Raw genomic sequence first — 18,982 nt, 5'->3', positions numbered from 1 at the left:
GTATGAACGCGGCATTCGACATCAAATCGCTGGTCCAGGAAATCGACTACGGCACACCCGCCTCTGAAGCCGAGCAGCAAGTGACGCTGACCGTCGACGGCAAGTCGATAACGGTGCCGGCCGGTACCTCGATCATGCGCGCTTCGATGGAAGCGGGCGTCGAAATCCCGAAACTCTGCGCCACCGACATGCTGGACTCGTTCGGCTCCTGCCGGGTCTGCCTCGTCGAGATCGACGGGCGCGGCGGCACGCCGGCCTCATGCACGACGCCGGTCGGCGAAGGCATGGTCGTGCATACGCAGAGCGACCGGCTAGACGCCGTTCGCCGCGGCGTGATGGAACTCTACGTCTCCGACCATCCTGTCGCATGGGGCGAGAAGGCCGGCACTGGCGCCAGCGAGTTCGACAAGATCGTCAGGACGGTCGGCCTGACCGAGAACCGCTATGGCGTGGACGGCCGCAACCACGTCAAGCAGGAAAACGGCGTGGCGCCCGGCCATGGCTCGCTGACCATCGATTACATCGCCCGCGATGAATCGAACCCGTATTTCACCTACGATCCGACGCAGTGCATCGTCTGCTCGCGCTGCGTGCGCGCCTGTGAGGAGGTGCAGGGCACGTTCGCGCTGACCATCGAGGGCCGCGGCTTCGAATCCAGGGTCTCGGCCGGCATGCACGAGGCGTTCGTCGATTCCGAATGCGTGTCGTGCGGGGCCTGCGTGCAGGCCTGCCCGACCGATGCGCTGAGGGAAAAGACCGTGCTGGCGAAAGGCCTTCCCGAGCGCTCGACCGTCACCACCTGCGCCTATTGCGGCGTCGGCTGCTCGTTCAAGGCCGAGGTCAAGGGCGACGAGGTCATCCGCATGATGCCCTACAAGGCAGGCAAGGCCAATCACGGCCACTCCTGCGTCAAGGGCCGCTTCGCCTATGGCTACGCGACGCACAAGGACCGTATCCTGAAACCAATGATCCGCGAGAAGGTCGGCGATCCGTGGCGCGAAGTGTCGTGGGAAGAGGCGCTCACCCATACGGCGAATGAATTCCGCCGCATCCAGTACCAGTACGGCCGCACCTCGATCGGCGGCATCACCTCCTCGCGCTGCACCAACGAGGAGACCTACCTCGTCCAGAAGCTTGTCCGGCAGGGCTTCCGCAACAACAATGTCGATACCTGCGCCCGCGTCTGCCATTCGCCGACCGGCTATGGTCTCGGCCAGACCTTCGGAACCTCCGCCGGCACGCAGGACTTCGATTCGATCGAGCAGACGGACGTGATCCTGCTGATCGGCGCCAATCCGACCGATGCGCATCCGGTGTTCGCCTCGCGCATGAAGAAGCGCATGCGCGAGGGCGCCAAGCTGATCGTGCTCGATCCGCGCCGCACCGACATCGTGCGCTCGGCCCACGTCGAGGCGCAGTTCCATCTGCCGCTGAAGCCGGGCACCAACGTCGCCATGCTGACCGCACTTGCCCATGTCATCGTCACCGAGGGCCTGTTCGACGAGGCCTTCATCCGCGAGCGCTGCGACTGGGACGAGTTCCAGGACTGGGCATCGTTCGTGGCGCTGCCGGAAAACAGCCCGGAAGTGGTCGGCCAGCTTGCAAATGTCGATCCCGACGACATACGCGGCGCGGCGCGGCTCTACGCCCGCGGCGGTAACGGCGCGATCTATTACGGGCTCGGCGTGACCGAGCACAGCCAGGGCTCGACCACCGTCATCGCCATTGCCAACCTCGCCATGGCGACCGGCAATATCGGCCGGCCGGGCGTCGGCGTGAACCCGCTGCGCGGCCAGAACAATGTGCAGGGCTCCTGCGACATGGGCTCGTTCCCGCACGAGCTTCCCGGCTATCGCCACATTTCAGGCGACGCGGTGCGCGCCATCTATGAGAGCCTGTGGGGCGTCAAGCTCGACGACGAGCCCGGCCTGCGCATCCCCAATATGCTGGATGCGGCCGTCGACGGCTCGTTCAAGGGGCTCTATGTGCAGGGCGAGGACATCCTGCAGTCGGACCCCGACACCAAGCATGTCGCCGCCGGTCTCGCCGCGATGGAATGCGTCGTCGTGCACGACCTCTTTCTCAACGAGACGGCCAACTACGCGCATGTGTTCCTGCCCGGCTCGACGTTCCTCGAGAAGGACGGCACCTTCACCAATGCCGAGCGCCGCATCAACATGGTGCGCAAGGTAATGGAGCCGAAATGCGGCTATGCCGACTGGGAAGCGACGCAGGAGCTCGCCAAGGCGCTCGGCCTCGGCTGGAACTACACGCATCCGTCCCAGATCATGGACGAGATCGCCAAGACAACACCAAGTTTCGCCGGCGTTTCCTTCGACCTTCTCGACCGGGTGGGCTCGGTGCAGTGGCCCTGCAACGAGAAGTCGCCGGAAGGCACGCCGATCATGCATATCGGCGGCTTCGTGCGCGGCAAGGGCAAGTTCATCCGCACCGAATACGTCGCGACCGACGAAAGGACCGGACCGCGCTTCCCGCTGCTGCTGACCACCGGCCGCATCCTGTCGCAATACAATGTCGGCGCGCAGACCCGGCGCACCGACAATGTGGTCTGGCATAGCGAGGACCGGCTGGAGATCCATCCGCACGATGCCGAAAATCGCGGCCTGCGCGACGGCGACTGGGTGCGGCTGACCAGCCGCTCCGGCGAGACGACGCTGCGCGCGCTGATCACCGAGCGGGTGTCGCCGGGCGTCGTCTATACGACCTTCCACCATCCCGACACCCAGGCCAACGTCATCACCACCGACTTCTCCGACTGGGCGACCAACTGCCCGGAATACAAGGTGACCGCGGTGCAGGTGGGTGCATCCAACGGCCCGTCGGAATGGCAGCGCGACTATGACGAGCAGGCAAAGCAAAGCCGCCGCATCGCGAAGTTGGAAGCGGCGGAGTAGTCCTTGACCGCGCGCCGCAAAGCCATTGCGCAGATCTCGCGCCTCGCGCGCCGCGCCGGCGGCACTGCGGCCGCCAACCGCATGGTGCCGGAAGAGACGCCGGTGGCGTTCTCCTTTGCCGGCACCACGCATGCGGTGATGATGGCAAGCCCGGCTGATTTCGAGGATTTCGCGCTCGGCTTCTCGCTGACCGAAGGCATCATTGCCTCGCCGGACGAAATCGAAGCGATCGAGGTCGAGGATCACGGCGCCGGCATCGATATCCAGATCCGGCTGAAGGACAGCGCCAACACCCGCTTCGAAGCGCGTCGCAGACGGCTGGCCGGCCCGGTCGGCTGCGGGCTGTGCGGCATCGAATCCATCGAGGAGGCAATGCGCTCGGTAAACCCGGTCGGTGCGTCGCAACTTACACTTCAGGCCGATGACATCGTCCGCTCGGTCAAGCTTTTGTCGAAGCTGCAGCCGCTGCACGCCGAGACCGGTGCCGTCCACGCCGCCGGTTTTTACCTTCCCGGCAAGGGCATCGTCATGGCGCGCGAGGATGTCGGCCGCCATAACGCGCTGGACAAGCTGGCTGGCGCGCTGGCCAAAGCCGGTATCGACGGCAGGTCGGGGGCCGTCGTCGTCACGTCGCGCGTTTCGGTCGAGATGGTGCAGAAGACCGCGGCGATCGGCTCGGCCGTCATCATTGCCGTCTCGGCGCCGACCGCACTTGCCATCCGCACCGCGGACGATTCCGGCATGACGCTGGTGGCGCTGGTGCGCGGCGACGATTTCGATATTTTCACCCATCCTGACCGAGTGGTTTCCGGAGTTGCCAAGCATGTCGCATGACGAGGGCCACCTCATGAGCACCAGCGAAAAGCTGGTTCGCATGGCCAACCAGATCGCCGCCTTTTTCCACTCCAAGCCGCGCGAGCAAGGCATTGCCGGCGTCGCCGAGCACATCAACAAGTTCTGGGAGCCGAGGATGCGCCGGCAATTGTTCGAGATGCTTGACAGCGGCGGCGAAGGGTTCAACGAGCTTGTCGTCGCGGCCGCGCCACACATCAAGCGGCCGGGCGCGCCGGAGGACGCAGGTTTTAGCGTCGGCGGAGCGAACACCGAGACCGCCGCGTCACAGAAGTAGCCGCCGCCGGCCTATATTCACTCGCTCTAAGGTTTCATCTGCCGCAAGCTACGCGCCTCTGCTATGATCGGCGACAGGAAATCGTCGGGTCGGGCGGACAAACCTCGTGAGGCCGATCGAAACTCGATACGCGCTCAGTGGCGACGTGCGGATCGCCTATCAGGTGGTCGGCCAGGGATCGCTCGATCTCGTCTTCGTGCCGGGTTTCATTTCCAATCTCGACCTGCACTGGGAAGACGAGGGCTACACCCGGCTGTTGAAGCGGCTTTCCGCGTTCTCGCGGCTGATCCTGTTCGACAAGCGCGGCACCGGTCTGTCCGATCGCGTCGATGCCCACCATCTGCCCAGCCTCGAAACCCGCATGGACGATGTACGCGCGGTGATGGATGCGACCGGCAGCGGCCGCGCCGCCTTGCTCGGCGCTTCGGAAGGCGCGCCGATGGCAATGCTGTTCGCCGCCACCTACCCGGAGCGGACGCGGGCGCTGGCGCTTTATGGCGGCTATGCGCATTTCCACAAATGGGTGATGCCGCCGGAACGCCTTGAGGCGTTCATCGCGACGGCGGAGACCGCATGGGGCACCGGCGCCACCCTGCCGCATTTCGCGCCCGGCCGCGTCGACGATCCGCGTTTCGCCACATGGTGGGCGCGCTTCGAGCGGCTGTCGGCGAGCCCGACCGCGGCAATCGCCCTGGCCCGCATGAATGCAGCTATCGACGTGCGCGGCGTGCTGGCGGCGATCAGCGCACCGACGCTGCTGGTCCATCGCCGCAACGATGCGCGCGTCGACCCGGAGGCCAGCCGCTTCCTGGCCAGGAAGATCCCGAATTCGCGGCTGGTCGAGGTGGCCGGGCGCGACCACCCGATCTGGACCGGCGATGTCGACCGGGTGGCCGATGTGATCGAGGAATTCCTGACCGGAGCGCGCGCCGTTGCCGAGGCCGAGCGCGTGCTGGCTGCACTGCTGGTCACCCGGATCTACGACACGGCGCGGCTTGGCGACCGCATGTGGAGCGAGCGCAGCCAGCGTTTTCAGGAAACATGGCGGCTGCTGGTCGGGCGCCATGGCGGCCGCCCGGCCGGCACGCATGGCGAGCTGATGATGGCGCGCTTCGACGGCCCGGCGCGGGCCGTACGCTGCGCGGCGGCGCTGCGCGATGCGGCGCAGGAGATCGGCATCGCCAGCGCGCAGGGCGTGCATGTCGGCGAGGTCGAGTTGCGTGGGCCGCCGACGGGGTTGACGGCGCGCGTGACGATGCAGCTTGCCGCGCATGCCGGGCGCGGCGACATCCTCGCTTCGCGGCTGGTCGCCGACCTCGCCGCCGGTTCAGGCCTTCATTTCAATGACGCCGGGCGCATCGCGCTTGACGAGCTGGATGAGCCGCTGGCGCTGGTGCAGGCGACCTCGGAACAGCATCTGGAGCCGGCCTGCCGGCCGAAGGCCAAGGCTGCCGAGCCGGCCGCACTGACGGCGCGCGAAAGCGAGGTGGTGAACCTCATCGCCGATGGCAAGAGCAATGCCGCGATCGCCGCCGAACTCGGGCTGAGCGAACACACCGTCAAGCGCCACGTCGCCAATATTCTGCTCAAGCTGGACCTGCCGTCGCGGGCGGCGGCGGCGGCGTTCTCGGCCCGGCACGCTGGCCCGCACGGGCCATAGGAGCCATGGCGCTTTCGGACGAAGCGGCCAGGCATGCGTAAGCGCTATCACTTCGTCCCATGCAGGCCAGGCGGATGTCGCCGGGAAGGCGCTGCGAAGGGAGGAATAAAATGCTGAAGTCGACACTCAAATCACTGGTGCTGGCGGCAGGCGTTGGCGCGCTGTTGGCGATCGTTCCTGCCAAGGCCGAAGACGCCTCAGCGACCGCTGCCTACAAGGACATCCAGGCAACGCTCGGCTTGGTGCCGGACATGTTCAAGACGCTGCCGGATGTCGCCGTTGCCGGCGCCTGGGCCGAGATCAAGGGCGTGCAGCTCAACCCGAACACCGCGCTCGACGGCAAGACCAAGGAATTGATGGGCCTCGCCGTCGCCTCGCAGATCCCCTGCCAGTACTGCATCTATTTCCACACGCAGGCGGCCAAGCTCAATGGCGCCAGCGACGAGGAGATCAAGGAGGCGGTGGCGATGGCGGCGATCGTGCGCCACTGGTCGACGATGCTCAACGGCAGCCAGGTCGATCTCGCCACTTTCAAGAAGCAGTCCGACGAGGTGTTCGCGGCCGTCAAGGCGAAGTCGCAGTGAACCACCTGCCCGTCTATGAGCGCCGGGCGGTTCTGATCAATTGAACGCCCGGTGAAGACGGGCCTATGGAGGAAAAAATGCTGACCAAGACACAGACGATAGACGGCGCTGCGATCAAGAAGGCGATTGAGGGCCGTGATGGAAAATTGCTGGCGAGCTTCTATGCCGACGACGCATTGGTGCGGGTGATCGACCGCAACAACCCGCCGAGCAAGCCGCGCGAAATCCGCGGGCGCGCAGCGATCACCACGTTCTGGGACGACATCTGCAGCCGGGCGATGACCCACAAGGTCGACACCACCATCGCCGACGGCAACAATCTCGCCTTCACCCAGGCCTGCTCCTATCCGGACGGGACCAAGGTATTCTGCGCGGCGATGCTGGAGCTGAAGAACGGCCAGATCGCACGGCAGACGGTCGTGCAGGCCTGGGACGAATAAGGAGGCGGCGATGTTCAGTGCCAGATGGCAGATCGACGCCAAGTTCGGCCACAAGCAGACCGTGCTCGAACTGTTAAAGAATGAGAACGCGAGATCGGCACGCAGGTCGGTCTCGACGACCTCAAGTTCCAGACCATGACCGGATCGATCGGCGCGCGGGAAGCGACGGTCGAGTCCCACCAGCAGGTCGAAAGCCTCGCCAGTTGGAGGCGTTCTTCGCCAGGATCGGCAAGATCGCCGCGCACGCCAAATGGGGCAAGGAAATGGAGCCCTATGTCGTGTCGGGCACCAGCCTGTGGAACATCTACCGCATCGTGGAATAGCAGTCCGGCTTACTCCCTTCTCCCCGTCACTTACGGGGAGAAGGTGGCGGCAGCCGGATGAGGGGCAGCGCGACGTCTATAAGTACGGAGAGCGCAAACCTCTATTCGCTCTCGCCGTCCAGCGCGGGCACCGACACGCCGGCAAGCTCCGCCGCCAGCAGCCGCGACGCACCGGCGCGTGCGATCCTCAGCATCAGCGCCTTGCGCGTTGCCGCCGCCATGCGGTGCTCGGGCGCATCGCGCAAAATCTCGGCGCCGTAACCGTCGGAGAGAATGAAGCCGCATTCCTGCGGAAAAATTTCTGAAGGCACGCCGGGATGGGTGGCGAAGAAGAAACGGTCGGAATGCAGCCGGTAGTCCGGCCATTTGCGGTCGACCCTGAAATCCTCGATCGAGGACTTGATCTCGATGATCCAGATGTCGCCGTGGCGGGTCAGCGCCACGAGATCGGCGCGGCGCCCGGTGGCCAGCGACAGTTCGGGCAAAACATGCGCGCCCATCTGCTTGAGCAGCCGCTGCACGCCACGCCTGACCAGCATGGCGCGCTCCGACTGGCGGCCGTCGATGAGCGGATTGAGGGGAATCGGTGAGATGATCGGCATGGCGGCACCATGCCAGATTTTGTTCACGGTTTGAACCGGTTTTTGCGGGCGATTAAGCACTTTACAAACACGGCGATGTGCCTGATACCTTGAATCCACAGTAGGAATCCGGGTTATGAGTGTCCTTTTCGAGCCACACTTCCACAACGAAGAAGCTGCTTTCGAACGGCTGGAGACGGGCAAGAAGGCCCGTTAGGCAATGGCTGAGTCACAATGAGCGTCGTGAGCGGTGTGGTGCTTTGTACGTCTTCTGCTGAAGATCGATCGAGCCCGAACGGCCTGCCCATTCTCTTCGAGAGCATACAGGAATGGCTGGCAGAGCGCGCCCCCTTCCAACAACTTAACAGCGTTGAGGATAGCTTTGGCGGCAGCAAGCACCCGCAAATGTTTGTAGCCGGTGGTGGCTTCAACCATTTCCCTGAAGACGATTTTGCGGCCTACGTGATGTTGTTGCCTTGGCAAAACCCAGAAAACGTTGTGCTGGTGATCGACCCCGAAGAAGGACCTACCCGCGTCTTCAGGCCTTCCCGTTTTGTAAAGTACAGAATTGCCTTTTGAGAAACGATAAAGGCCCGCCCTTCCACAAGGCATGCCGCTCGCGTTAGCAATGCAATTCCTACGGGTGACGGAGCTATGTTTTCGCGAGGCGTCGCCGTTGATCTAATATTCACCGCTGCAGGCCCGAGTGGTCATAGCGTGACCACAAAGGTGGCGAAGCATGGCTACTGAGAATACGAGTTTGACGGCCGAGCAAACCAGGCTCAACAGGATGCTCGCGCGGGGCGTCGTATTTTCCGTCATTTGGCTCGCCGGTTTCGGGTCTTCTTATGCACTCTACCAGGGGCTTCTGGCGCGACGGATGATAAAAATGAATCCCGTGCTTCGGGGAAATGGCCGCGCCTGGTGGTGCATCATTGTGGGAGGGCTTGGGGCCGCAGCCTTATGTGCGATAGTTGGCGCCGGCATTTTCAACGCCATGACACAACCCTAGGTCACGCTGTAACACCGCCTGCCGATCTGGTGTTGGGTCATATTGATTTGTAGGTCCCGTTCAATGAGTGCTTCCGGCGCCATCCTCCCATCATTGACCGTCATTTCCCGCCCGCAAGTTCAAAGCTTGCTGATTCATATCAGAATGCTCCTGTCCCGTCGCCGGGCCGCACCAGATATGGCAACTTAGATTTGCCATTGTCATCGACCCGGCCCTCAGCTAACCGGCATCATCCCCTCCAGAGCAATAATTCTCGTCTTTGCGCAGCGTTCGCGGATGGCTTTGAGGCGGCCGTATTCTGGAGAGTCGTACCATGCCAGGAGGGACGCCATGTCCGGGAATTCGACAATGACGAGGCGATGAGGTTCCCAATCGCCCTCCAGAACTTTGGTGGCTCCGCCGCGAGCGATGTACCTCCCCCCATAGCGGGCTTCGGTTGCCGGCACGTCCCGGCGGTATTCCTCGAAAACGGCGGCGTCGGTTATGTCTACATCAGCAATGAGATACGCGGCCATTGACCTTACTCCCTGAAAAAAACATTGAAACAGGTCTATTAGCGGCCCCGCAACTAAGCCAGCGGTACTACGCCTCGGAAACGACTCGCCTTCTCCCGGATTGCGGCGCTTAACTGTCTTGGTGGGGGCAGCTCTGGGAGGAGACGAACCATGCCGATGTATCTCACGCGATTCAGCTACAGGCCCGAAACCTGGGCGCGCTTGATGGATAATCCCGAGGATAGACGCGAGGCTGCCCGTTCCTACATCGAGTCGGTCGGCGGAAAGCTGCACGGGTTCTGGTATGCCTTCGGGGAGTACGATGGCTGGAACCTATGGGAGGCGCCGGACAACGTGTCGATGGCATCCGTCATGCTCGCCATCGGTGCGGGAGGCGCGCTCAGCTCGTACGAGACCACCGTCCTGTTAAGTGTCGAAGAGACGATGGACGCGCTTGGCAAAGCGAAGTCGATCCGGTACCGCCCGCCGGGATCGTGACCGCCGCCCGCGCTTTGCGGAGTGTCGAAGGCTGGGGAACGCTTGCTCTCGGACGGCGCACGTTGCAGCTTGCGCTTTCAATGTCTGCCACGGATTCTAGGAGGAGCATTAGATGACGGAAGATGACGACCGGAAATCGGCGACGCCGGAGGAAATCCGCTCGGCCATCAGAGGCTGGGCGGTGCTTGGGGCAATTATCGTTGCCGTGTTTGGTGCGGCCTACGTCATGATCGATAGTTGAATGGCCAACGATCCTGGTCGCCCCGATGGATTGCCTGAAAAGATCGGCACGGTCCTTGGTGCATTGGTGGTGATCGGCACGTTCGGGCTTCTGGCTTGGACCGTGCTTCGCGGCGTCCTTTATTAAACCCGGCCTGTCTGGACTTTCCCTTGCGGCGGCCGCGTCTCAGGCCGATCTCCTCGTTGCAACGGATGATCTTGGCCGCAGGCCAGAGCGCCGGGCAGCGTCACCGACATCCATGAGTGATTTCCTCGGCTCGGGGTTCTTGTTCCTGGCCCATTGATTTTGCAACATAATCCTGCGGGGGCTGTTGCCGAAATGCCATAGTCGCAGGTTTACCAGCACGCAAGTCCAAGGATGTAGGCATCGCCCGCTTGGCAAGCAAAGCAAATGCCAGCATGAATGAAGATGAAAAAAGCGGCCGACTCGAGCCGCTGTTGTTTGGGCAGGCATCGGACCTTTTCATGCGCATGAAGTCACTTGCAATCGTCGCGGCCCTGGCGCTGTCGACGGCTGTCGCCGGTTGCAGCACCATCGGCTCGCAGATCTTCACCAACAACTACGGCGCGGTGACCGACGCCGGCTATCATTTGCCGCGCGTTCCGATCGAAAAGGTGCCGTTCAAATACCGCCGACAGATCGTCGACTACGACACCAGGGAAAAGCCGGGCACCATCATCGTCGATACGCAGAACAAGTTCCTCTACTTCGTCATGGGCGACGGCGAAGCGATGCGCTACGGCATCGGCGTCGGCCGTGAGGGTTTCGAATGGCACGGCACCGCCCATATCGCGCTGAAGCGCGAATGGCCGACCTGGACACCGCCTTCGCAGATGATCAAGCGGCAGCCGGAGCTGGCCAAGTTTGCCGGTGGCATGGAGCCGGGATTGAAGAACCCGCTCGGCGCGCGCGCCATGTACCTGTTCAACAAGGGCGGCGACATGGGTTATCGCCTGCATGGCAGCCCGGAATGGAATTCGATCGGCAAGGCGATGTCGTCGGGCTGCATCCGGCTGATGAACCAGGACATTATCGACCTCTACGACCGCACCTCGGTCGGCGCCAAGGTCATTGTGATATAAAACCCTTATACGCGGACCGTCTAGGCAACAACACAGACGTCGCAAACAGAAAACCGGGCACTTTGGCCCGGTTTTTTGTTGTCTATCGATGTTGACGATGGAACGTCGCGTCAGGAGACCTGTTCGACATGCTGCACTTCCGGCACAAAGTGCCGGAGCAGGTTCTGGATGCCGTGCTTCAGCGTCGCCGTCGACGACGGGCAGCCGGCGCAGGCGCCCTTCATGTGCAGGAACACGGTGCCGTTCTCGAAGCCGCGGAAGGTGATGTCGCCGCCATCCTGGGCCACCGCCGGGCGCACCCGCGTGTCGAGCAGCTCCTTGATGGTGACGACCAGCTCCTCGTCGGCCTTGTCGTAGAATTCGCCGGTCTGGCTGGTCTCGGCGGCGGGGCCGGCCTTGGCCATCACCGGGGCGCCGGACATGAAATGCTCCATGATGGCGCCGAGGATAGCCGGCTTCAGATGCTGCCAGTCGGGGCCGTCCTTGGTCACGGTGATGAAATCATAGCCGAAGAAGACGCCGGTGACGCCGGGGATTTCGAACAGCCGGCCGGCGAGCGGCGAAGCCGTCGCGGCACTGTCGGCATCGCGGAAATCGGCGGTGCCTTCTTGCAGCACTTCCTTGCCGGGCAGGAATTTCAGCGTCGCCGGGTTTGGCGTCGACTCGGTCTGGATGAACATGGCCGTCTCCGTGCCCGTTTCGGGCAGCTAGTTTGGAATAATTCTAATTAGGCTTTATCCGCCCGACATTCAAGCGAAAGGCATCGCCGGCGGTAGCGGCAGGCGGAATGTTTTACCCCTGCCTTGCGCGAGGCGCGCTCAGGCGAGGCTGTCGATCTCCTCGTCCGACAGGTTCTGCGGCACCACCGTGACGGGAATCGGAAAGGCGGCGCCCTTGCCGGCGACCGCGCCGACCAGCGGCCCTGGGCCTTCCTTGCCGGCGCCTGCCGCCAGCACCAGAATGGCGATGTCCTGGTCTTCCTCGATCAGCTTGTGGATCTCTTCGGTAGGCTTGCCCTCGCGGACCACCAGTTCCGGCTCGATGCCGAGCTTCTGGCGCACCTTGTTGGCGTAGCTGTCCAGTGCGGCACGCGCCGTGGCGGTCGCCTCCTCGCGCATGATCTTCTCGACGCCCAGCCAGTGCTGGAAATCATCCGGCTCGATGACATAGAGCAGCACCAGCACGCCGCCCGTGCTTTGCGCCCGCTTCGAGGCGTAGGCGACGGCGCGCTCGCATTCGGGCGTATCGTCGATGATCGCCAGGAACTTGCGGCGATGACCGACTTCGCGGCTGAGGCGTTTGGAGACCATATTCACCCTGTTCGATGGTTTCGGCCGCAATCTGCCACCGCCACAGCCCGCCCGCAAGCGACCGGCGGCTGTGGCAATGCTGGTGCAGCTTAAAGCGCGATGCGTTCGACCAGCGACGCGCTTCAGGTTCTTGTTTTATGCATGTCGTTATCGCAAAACCGCTGCACACTTTTGCGCGACATGCATTAGCCTTGCAACAGGCCGATAATGTCGCGCACGGTCTTCATGGTCGCTTCGGCCAATGTGCCGGCACGCTCGCCGCCATCGCGCAGCACCGCGTCGACATAGGCGCGGTCGCCGGAGATGCGGCGCATCTCGCCGGCGATCGGCGCCAGCTTTTCCACCGCAAGGTCGGCCAGCGCCGGCTTGAACACCGAAAACTGCTGGCCGCCATATTCCTTCAGCACCGCCTCTTTCGAGATTTCGGCGAGGCCGGCATAGATGCCGACGAGGTTTTCCGCTTCCGGCCGGCCGGCAAGCCCGTCCAGTTCGCCGGGCAAAGCCTCCGGGTCGGTCTTAGCCTTGCGGATTTTCTTCGAGATGGCGTCGGCATCGTCGGTCAGGTTGATGCGCGACAGGTCCGACGGATCGGATTTCGACATCTTCTTCGAACCGTCGCGCAGCGACATGATGCGCGCTGCCGGGCCGCCGATGACCGGCTCGGTCAGCGGGAAATAGCCGTTCACCGTCTCTTCGCCGACCTCCATTTCGACGCCGACGCCAAGCGCTGCGATGCGGTCCGAAAAGTCGTTGTTGAATTTCTGCGCGATGTCGCGGGTCAGCTCCAGATGCTGCTTCTGGTCGTCGCCGACCGGCACGTGGGTGGCGCGGTAGACAAGGATGTCGGCGGCCATCAGGGAGGGATAGGCAAGCAGGCCGAGCGAGGCGTTCTCGCGGTCCTTGCCGGCCTTGTCCTTGAACTGCGTCATGCGGTTCATCCAACCGATGCGCGCCACGCAGTTGAAGATCCAGGCAAGCTCGGCGTGCTGCATCACCCGCGACTGGTTGAAGACGATGTGTTTTTTCGGGTCGATGCCCGAGGCGAGAAACGCCGCGGTGATCGAACGCGTCTGGTCCTGAAGATCCTCATAGACGAGCTGTGCGGTCAGCGAATGCAGATCGACGACGCAATAGATACAGTCGGAGGTGTCCTGCAGGGCGACGAATTTCTTGATGGCGCCGAGATAATTGCCGAGATGCAGATTGCCGGTTGGCTGGACGCCGGAAAAAACGAGCGGTTTGAAGGCGGGCTGATCGGTCATGGTGTTTCCCTGGCTTGTGGAGGGCCGTTTCGCGCGCGGCGAAAGTCTTGCGACGGCGCGCTTATGGACGAGAGCGAGGAGACGATCAAGAGGGGCGTTGGCCAGGGCGCGCAGGCTTTGACGTCGGCCGAACAGAAGGCTGTTTGAGGGATGGCGCCGACCAGAAACAAAAACCCGCCTCGGTGGGCGGGTCGTTGGAGCCAATTAGCACCATAGCGACATTAATAGCATAGCTGCCGGCACAAAGCAAGAACAAAATAGCTCGCGTCGGCAATCGCTTCGATTTGGCTTAGGGTCACATTGACGGACTGATGTAGATAGCTACATAATATTTGCTACACAGCGGAAGCAAAACAATGACGATCAACATCAACAACAAGGAAGCGGACAGCCTGACGCGGGCTTTTGCCAGGCTTGAAGGTGTCGGCATCACCGAGGCGATCGTGATCGCCATGCGCGAAGCCTTGGAGCGCCGGCGCAATCGCGAGACGCCGCTGGAGACGGCGGCACGGCTCCGGGCCGAGTTCGGTATTGAGCTGAGCGAGCAGGCGCGCAAGCCGCTGCCGCGCTCGGTCTACGACGAATTGTCCGGCGAAGACTGATGTTCATCGATGCAGCCGCTATCGTCGCAATACTGAGCAACGAGACCGAAGCCCCGCGCTGCGCGCAGGCGGTCATGAAGGCGTCGGCTCCGTTCACGTCGGCTATCGCGGTTTGGGAAGCCGCGATGGCGCTTTCGCGATCGGAAAAGCTAGCCGTCCCGGTCGCCACAAGCTTCAAGATAGTCAGCCGTTTTCTCGAAGAGCGTGGAATCACCTTGCGGGAGCTTCCGCCTCCCTCTGACGCAGCATCTCTGTCAGTCGAGGCTGCGTCGCGGTTTCGCAACAACGCTGGCCGCCTGAACATGGCCGACTGTTTCCACTACGCTTGCGCGCGCTACTACGCCGTTCCGATGCTTTCGACGGCGGACGAATTCCGCTTCACGGATCTGGAGACTGTTGCTTGACCGGCTGGGAGCCCTTGCGCCCGATATTGCGGCGGATCATGCCGAAATCGGCACCGCCGATGGCGAAGGCGGTGACGAAGTAAAGCAGCGCCCCGCCGGCGACGAGCGCTAGCAGCGTTACCGCCTTGATCACCAGCGGCGAGCCGGAGCCGAGACTTGCGGCGAACCAGTGTTCGGCAAAATAGAGCGCCGCGGCCATCACCGCCGCCGACAGCATCAGCCGCGGGATGCGTTTCATGAGCGGCACGTCGCGGCCCCAATGGCCGCGCCGGATCAGCACGGCGAGCAGCATCGCCGCATTGACCCAGCCGGCGACAGCGGAGGCAACGGCAATGCCGGGCGCGCCCATGGTCGGAAACAGCGTCAGCGCCGTCGTAATGTTAACCGCCACCGAGATGGCGGCAAAAATCATCGGCGTGCGCGTGTCCTCGCGGGCGAAATAGCCTGGGGTGAACGCCTTGATCAGCACAAAGGCCGGCAGGCCGAGGCCGAAGATCGCCAGGATTGCCGCGACCGTCGGCGTCGAATTGTTGGCGGCAAAGGCGCCGCGCTCATAGACCAGCCGCACGATCGGCTCGGACATGACCAGCAGCGCGGCCGCCGCCGGCAAGGTCATGAAAAGGGTAAACTCGACCGAGCGGTTCTGCAGATTGGCGGCCTCGACCAGATTGCCTGATTTCAGCGCCCGCGACAGTTCCGGCAAAAGCACGATGGCGACGGCGACGCCGACGACGCCCAGCGGCAGCTGGTAGACGCGGTCGGCATAGGCCAGCGACGACACCGCGCTGTCCTGCGCCGACGCGATCGCCGTGCCGATCAGCTGGTTGATCTGGGTGATGCCGCCGGTGATCGCCGCCGGCAGCGCCAGGATCAGCAGCCGCTTGACGTTCGGCGTCATCTTCGGCCGCCGGAAGCCGATCGAAATGCCGGCATGGCGCACCGCCGCCCAGACGATCGCCAGCTGCACCAGGCCGGCCGCCAGCACGCCCCAGGCCAGCCCGAACCCGACGGTGCGGGCGTCCGAACCCTTGTACCAGGCAAAGGCAAGCACGGCGATAAGGATGACGTTGAGGAACACCGGCGCCACCGCAGCGGCGAAATAGCGGCGCAGCGAATTCAGCATGCCGGCCATCATGGCGCCGAGCGACATGCAGATCAGGTAGGGGAACATGACGGTCGCCAGCGCCACCGTCGTCTCGAATTTTCCCGGCGTGTCGGCAAAGCCCGGCGCCACCAGGTAGCGCACGATCAGCGGCATCGCCAGTTCCATGGCGATGGTCAGCGCCAGAAGCGCCGTGAACAAGACGCCGAACACCTCTTCGGAAAAGCGCTTGGCGCCGTCGGTGCCGTGCGTCTCGATCTCCTTGGCGAACAGCGGCACGAAGGCGGCGTTGAAAGCGCCTTCGGCAAACAGCCGGCGAAAGGTGTTGGGGAACTGGAAGGCGGCGTTGAAGGCGTCGGCGATCGGCCCGGTGCCGAGTGCGGCAGCCATCAGCATCTCGCGGCCGAAACCGAGGGCGCGGCTCATCAGCGTGCCGGAAGCGACCGTGGCGAATTTCTTGACAAGGCTCATGCGCTTGAAGACTGCCTGTGCGATTGGGGCAAATGGAAGGTAACAGTCACTCGGCGGCCGTTTTGGTCTTGCCGCGCTCGGACGCCGTGCCCTCGAGCACCGCGATCAGCCTGTTGCGGATAGTCGCGGTGCGCGACGGGCTGTCGATCTTCTGGCCGGTGAGATCGGTGACGTAGAATGTGTCGATGACCTTTTCGCCGAAGGTTGTGATGTGGGCCGAGGCGATGTCGAGCGACAGGTCCGACAACATGCCGGTGATCTCCGACAGAAGGCCCGGCCTGTCCAGCCCCTCGACCTCGATGACCGAGAAACGGTTCGACAGCGTGTTGCGGATCTCGGCGCGTGGCGGAATACGGAAAACCTTGGCGCCGCGCCGCGGCTTGGTCCGCTTCTCGATCATTTCGGGCAGCCAGCTCTTGCCCGACAGCACGTCCTCGATCAGCCGGCCGACGCGCTCGGCACGGCGGCGCTCGTCCTCGTCGAGGTCGAACTCCCTCGAGATCAGGATGGTGTCGAGCGCCCGACCATCCGAGGTGGTGAATATCTGCGCGTCGACGATGTTGCCGCCGGCCGCGGCACAGGCGCCGGCAATCACCGAAAGCAGGCGCGGATGGTCCTGCGCCAGCACCGTGATCTCGGTCACCGCCTCGAACTGGTGGGTTTTCACCATGGTGGCGAGCTTCTTGCCGGCGTGATCGGCCTCGCGGATGAATTCGGCATGGCGGAGCTGGTCGGGAAGATCGACCGCCAGCAGATAGTTCTCGTAGTGCTGGCCGACATAACGCTTGCGGGCCTTTTCCGGCCAGTCGGCAAGCGCCTCGGCCAGTTGTTCGCGCGCCGCCGCCGTCCGTTTGGCGCGCGACACCTCCGAAAACCCGCCGGTCAACAAAAGCTCGGTCTCGTAATAGAGCGTACGCAGCAACTGGCCCTTCCAGCCGTTCCAGACCCCAGGCCCGACGCCGCGGATATCGCAGACGGTAAGCACAAGCAGCATCTTCAGCCGTTCGACCGACTGCACGATGGCGGCAAAATCCTCGATCGTCTTGCGGTCGTTGAGATCGCGGGTCTGCGCCGTCATCGACATGACGAGGTGGTTCTCGACCAGCCAGGCGACCGTTTCGGTGTCGGCCGGCGAGAGCCCCATATGCGGGCAGATGCGCCGGGCGATCCTGGCGCCGGCTTGCGAATGGTCCTCCGGCCTGCCCTTGGCGATGTCGTGCAGCAGCACGGCGACATAGAGCGCCTCGCGGCTCTTCTTCAGCCCCGGCATCAGCGAGTGGGCGAGTGGATGGATCTTTTCCCCGTCGCCGCGCTCGATCTCGGCCAGCACCCCGATGCAGCGGATGAGGTGCTCGTCCACCGTGTAGTGGTGGTACATCGAGAACTGCATCATGGCGACGATCTTGCCGAAATCCGGGATCAGCTTTGCCAGCAGTCCGGCCTCGTTCATGCGCCGCAGATTGAGCTCGGCATTGCGGTCCGAGGTCAAGATGTCGAGGAACAGCCGGTTGGCCTCCTCGTCGCGCCTGAGCGCCTTGCCGACGAGGCCGAGCGAACGGGTCAACAGCTTCAGCGCATCGGGGTGGAATTCAAGGCCATGCTTGTCGGCAAACCAGAACAGCCTGAGCAGGTTAACCGGATCGCGCTCGAACACCTCGTCGTCGGCAATGTTGATGCGGTGGTTGTCGACGATGAAATCGGCCGTGCCGGCGAGCTTGCGCTTGCGGCGCGAAAAGGTGAGGAAGATGCGGTTGAAGCCCGGCACATGCTTGGCCTGCTCTTCTTCCAGCGCGGCGCAGAAAATGCGGGTCAGGTCGCCGACATCCTTGGCGACGAGGAAGTAGTGCTTCATGAAGCGTTCGACCGCCGACAGGCCGGGATGGGTGGTGTAGCCCAGCCGCTCGGCAATGTCGCGCTGGATGTCGAAATGCAGCCGCTCCTCGGCCTTGCCGGTGAGGAAATGCATGTGGCAGCGCACCGCCCATAGGAAATCCTCGGCCTTCTGGAATTCCCTGTATTCGGCGTCGGTAAAGACGCCCTTGTCGACCAGTTCCTCGCCGGTGCGCACGCGGTAGAAATATTTGGCGATCCAGAACAGCGTCTGCAGGTCGCGCAGGCCGCCCTTGCCGTCCTTGACGTTGGGCTCGACCAGATAGCGGCTCTCGCCGGCCTTGGCGTGGCGCTCGTCGCGTTCGGCGAGCTTGGCCTGGACATATTCGGGGCCGGTGGTGCGCACCACCTCGTGGTCGAAGCGCTGCAAAAGCTCGTCATAGAGCTTTTGCTCGCCCCATAGGAAGCGCGCCTCCAGGATCGAGGTGCGGATGGTGATATCGGTGCGCGACAGCCTGAGGCACTCGTCGATGTTGCGGGTGGCATGGCCGACCTTCAGCCCGAGGTCCCACAGCATGTAGAGCATGTATTCGACGATCTGCTCGCCCCATGGCGTCTGCTTGTAGGGCAGCAGGAACAGCAGGTCGATGTCGGACCCGGGCGCCAGCGTGCCACGGCCATAGCCGCCGACGGCCACGACCGCCATGCGCTCGGCCGATGACGGGTTTTTGACGCGATAGACATGGGTGGCGGCGAAGTCGTAGAGCGCGCGAATGATCTCATCCATCAGATGCGACAGCCGGGCGGCGCAGGCGGTACCGCTGCCATCGTCCATCAGCATGCGTTCGGCGACCGTGCGGCCGTCGGCGAGTCGGCTTTTGAGAAGCTTGAGAACGCCGCTGCGCGCGGCCTTGCCGGAGCCGTCCCCTGCCGTGGCCGCGGTCAGTTCGGTCATCTCGCGGCGCAAGGCTTCGCCGTCGATCAGTTCCTCGAGCTTCAGGGATATTCTTGCCATAAATGCCGTTCGGCCTCGCCGTTTCGG

Annotated in this window: 20 protein-coding genes; 13 read left to right on the top strand and 7 right to left on the bottom strand. The window is 63.4% G+C overall.

What is annotated here, in order from left to right:
• The first annotated feature begins 2 nt into the window (after nt 1–2).
• From fdhF to NKJ91_RS07580, 6 genes are all read left to right on the top strand, one after another.
• Nucleotides 3–2,915, top strand: a complete 2,913-nt coding sequence (gene fdhF, locus NKJ91_RS07605) for a formate dehydrogenase subunit alpha (RefSeq protein WP_352455050.1) — start codon at nt 3–5, stop codon at nt 2,913–2,915.
• A 3-nt stretch (nt 2,916–2,918) separates the two neighbouring features.
• Nucleotides 2,919–3,749 (top strand): formate dehydrogenase accessory sulfurtransferase FdhD, encoded by an 831-nt coding sequence (gene fdhD / locus NKJ91_RS07600; RefSeq protein ID WP_352455049.1) that lies wholly within the window; start codon nt 2,919–2,921, stop codon nt 3,747–3,749.
• Nucleotides 3,739–4,044 (top strand): formate dehydrogenase subunit delta, encoded by a 306-nt coding sequence (locus tag NKJ91_RS07595; RefSeq protein ID WP_352455048.1) that lies wholly within the window; start codon nt 3,739–3,741, stop codon nt 4,042–4,044. Before fdhD ends, NKJ91_RS07595 begins: the two co-directional genes overlap by 11 nt.
• Before the next feature lie 106 nt (nt 4,045–4,150).
• Entirely contained in the window at nt 4,151–5,704 is a 1,554-nt protein-coding gene (locus NKJ91_RS07590) for an alpha/beta fold hydrolase (protein WP_352455047.1), read from the top strand.
• Between the two features lie 110 nt (nt 5,705–5,814).
• Entirely contained in the window at nt 5,815–6,288 is a 474-nt protein-coding gene (locus NKJ91_RS07585) for a carboxymuconolactone decarboxylase family protein (protein ID WP_352455046.1), read from the top strand.
• Nucleotides 6,289–6,365: 77 nt separating this feature from the next.
• Complete coding sequence (locus NKJ91_RS07580; RefSeq protein ID WP_352448516.1) at nt 6,366–6,728, top strand: nuclear transport factor 2 family protein; 363 nt, start codon at nt 6,366–6,368, stop codon at nt 6,726–6,728.
• A 424-nt stretch (nt 6,729–7,152) separates the two neighbouring features.
• Here NKJ91_RS07580 and NKJ91_RS07575 read toward each other — a convergent pair whose 3' ends face one another.
• Nucleotides 7,153–7,653, bottom strand: a complete 501-nt coding sequence (locus NKJ91_RS07575) for an MmcB family DNA repair protein (protein WP_352455152.1) — start codon at nt 7,651–7,653, stop codon at nt 7,153–7,155.
• A 213-nt stretch (nt 7,654–7,866) separates the two neighbouring features.
• On the opposite strand from NKJ91_RS07575, the gene NKJ91_RS07570 reads away from it, so the two are divergent.
• Nucleotides 7,867–8,211, top strand: coding sequence for a hypothetical protein (locus NKJ91_RS07570; protein WP_352455045.1), 345 nt, complete (start codon nt 7,867–7,869; stop codon nt 8,209–8,211).
• 648 nt (nt 8,212–8,859) lie between these two features.
• Here NKJ91_RS07570 and NKJ91_RS07565 read toward each other — a convergent pair.
• Complete coding sequence (locus tag NKJ91_RS07565) at nt 8,860–9,159, bottom strand: DUF1330 domain-containing protein (protein ID WP_023717905.1); 300 nt, start codon at nt 9,157–9,159, stop codon at nt 8,860–8,862.
• A 150-nt stretch (nt 9,160–9,309) separates the two neighbouring features.
• Here NKJ91_RS07565 and NKJ91_RS07560 point away from each other — a divergent pair, with 150 nt between their 5' ends.
• The 4 genes from NKJ91_RS07560 to NKJ91_RS07545 all read left to right on the top strand — a co-directional run bounded on the left by NKJ91_RS07560 (nt 9,310) and on the right by NKJ91_RS07545 (nt 10,959).
• On the top strand, nt 9,310–9,636 hold the full coding sequence (locus NKJ91_RS07560) for a GYD domain-containing protein (RefSeq protein ID WP_023717906.1): 327 nt from the start codon (nt 9,310–9,312) through the stop codon (nt 9,634–9,636).
• 112 nt (nt 9,637–9,748) lie between these two features.
• Entirely contained in the window at nt 9,749–9,877 is a 129-nt protein-coding gene (locus NKJ91_RS07555; RefSeq protein WP_302893588.1) for a hypothetical protein, read from the top strand.
• Nucleotides 9,878–10,003, top strand: a complete 126-nt coding sequence (locus NKJ91_RS07550; RefSeq protein WP_352448513.1) for a hypothetical protein — start codon at nt 9,878–9,880, stop codon at nt 10,001–10,003.
• 338 nt (nt 10,004–10,341) lie between these two features.
• Nucleotides 10,342–10,959, top strand: coding sequence for a L,D-transpeptidase (locus tag NKJ91_RS07545; protein WP_352448678.1), 618 nt, complete (start codon nt 10,342–10,344; stop codon nt 10,957–10,959).
• A 110-nt stretch (nt 10,960–11,069) separates the two neighbouring features.
• Here the strand turns inward: NKJ91_RS07545 and NKJ91_RS07540 are convergent, their stop codons facing one another.
• From NKJ91_RS07540 to trpS, 3 genes are all read right to left on the bottom strand, one after another.
• A complete protein-coding gene (locus tag NKJ91_RS07540; protein WP_023676386.1) occupies nt 11,070–11,639 on the bottom strand; it encodes a NifU family protein in 570 nt (189 codons plus the stop codon).
• Nucleotides 11,640–11,777: 138 nt separating this feature from the next.
• Nucleotides 11,778–12,269, bottom strand: coding sequence for a universal stress protein (locus NKJ91_RS07535; RefSeq protein WP_023676385.1), 492 nt, complete (start codon nt 12,267–12,269; stop codon nt 11,778–11,780).
• A 185-nt stretch (nt 12,270–12,454) separates the two neighbouring features.
• Nucleotides 12,455–13,531: a tryptophan--tRNA ligase gene (gene trpS, locus NKJ91_RS07530; protein ID WP_352455044.1), complete on the bottom strand. Its 1,077-nt coding sequence runs from the start codon at nt 13,529–13,531 to the stop codon at nt 12,455–12,457.
• Between the two features lie 356 nt (nt 13,532–13,887).
• On the opposite strand from trpS, the gene NKJ91_RS07525 reads away from it, so the two are divergent.
• Both NKJ91_RS07525 and NKJ91_RS07520 read left to right on the top strand, forming a co-directional pair.
• Nucleotides 13,888–14,133 carry a type II toxin-antitoxin system VapB family antitoxin gene (locus NKJ91_RS07525; RefSeq protein ID WP_023676383.1) on the top strand — a complete coding sequence of 82 codons (246 nt, stop codon included), beginning with the start codon at nt 13,888–13,890 and terminating at the stop codon, nt 14,131–14,133.
• Complete coding sequence (locus NKJ91_RS07520) at nt 14,133–14,537, top strand: type II toxin-antitoxin system VapC family toxin (protein ID WP_352455043.1); 405 nt, start codon at nt 14,133–14,135, stop codon at nt 14,535–14,537. The genes NKJ91_RS07525 and NKJ91_RS07520 overlap by 1 nt, the downstream gene beginning before the upstream one ends.
• On the opposite strand, the gene murJ is transcribed toward NKJ91_RS07520, so the two are convergent.
• A complete protein-coding gene (gene murJ / locus NKJ91_RS07515) occupies nt 14,512–16,110 on the bottom strand; it encodes a murein biosynthesis integral membrane protein MurJ (RefSeq protein WP_352455042.1) in 1,599 nt (532 codons plus the stop codon). The two genes, NKJ91_RS07520 and murJ, sit on opposite strands and share 26 nt — an antisense overlap.
• 46 nt (nt 16,111–16,156) lie before the next feature.
• Entirely contained in the window at nt 16,157–18,955 is a 2,799-nt protein-coding gene (locus NKJ91_RS07510; protein WP_352448510.1) for a [protein-PII] uridylyltransferase, read from the bottom strand.
• Nucleotides 18,956–18,982 lie beyond the last annotated feature (27 nt).

The organism is Mesorhizobium sp. M0040, from assembly GCF_040323505.1.
Lineage (GTDB): Bacteria > Pseudomonadota > Alphaproteobacteria > Rhizobiales > Rhizobiaceae > Mesorhizobium.
Note: the sequence above shows the minus strand (reverse complement) of the source record. Positions and strands in the feature narration are given on the sequence as shown.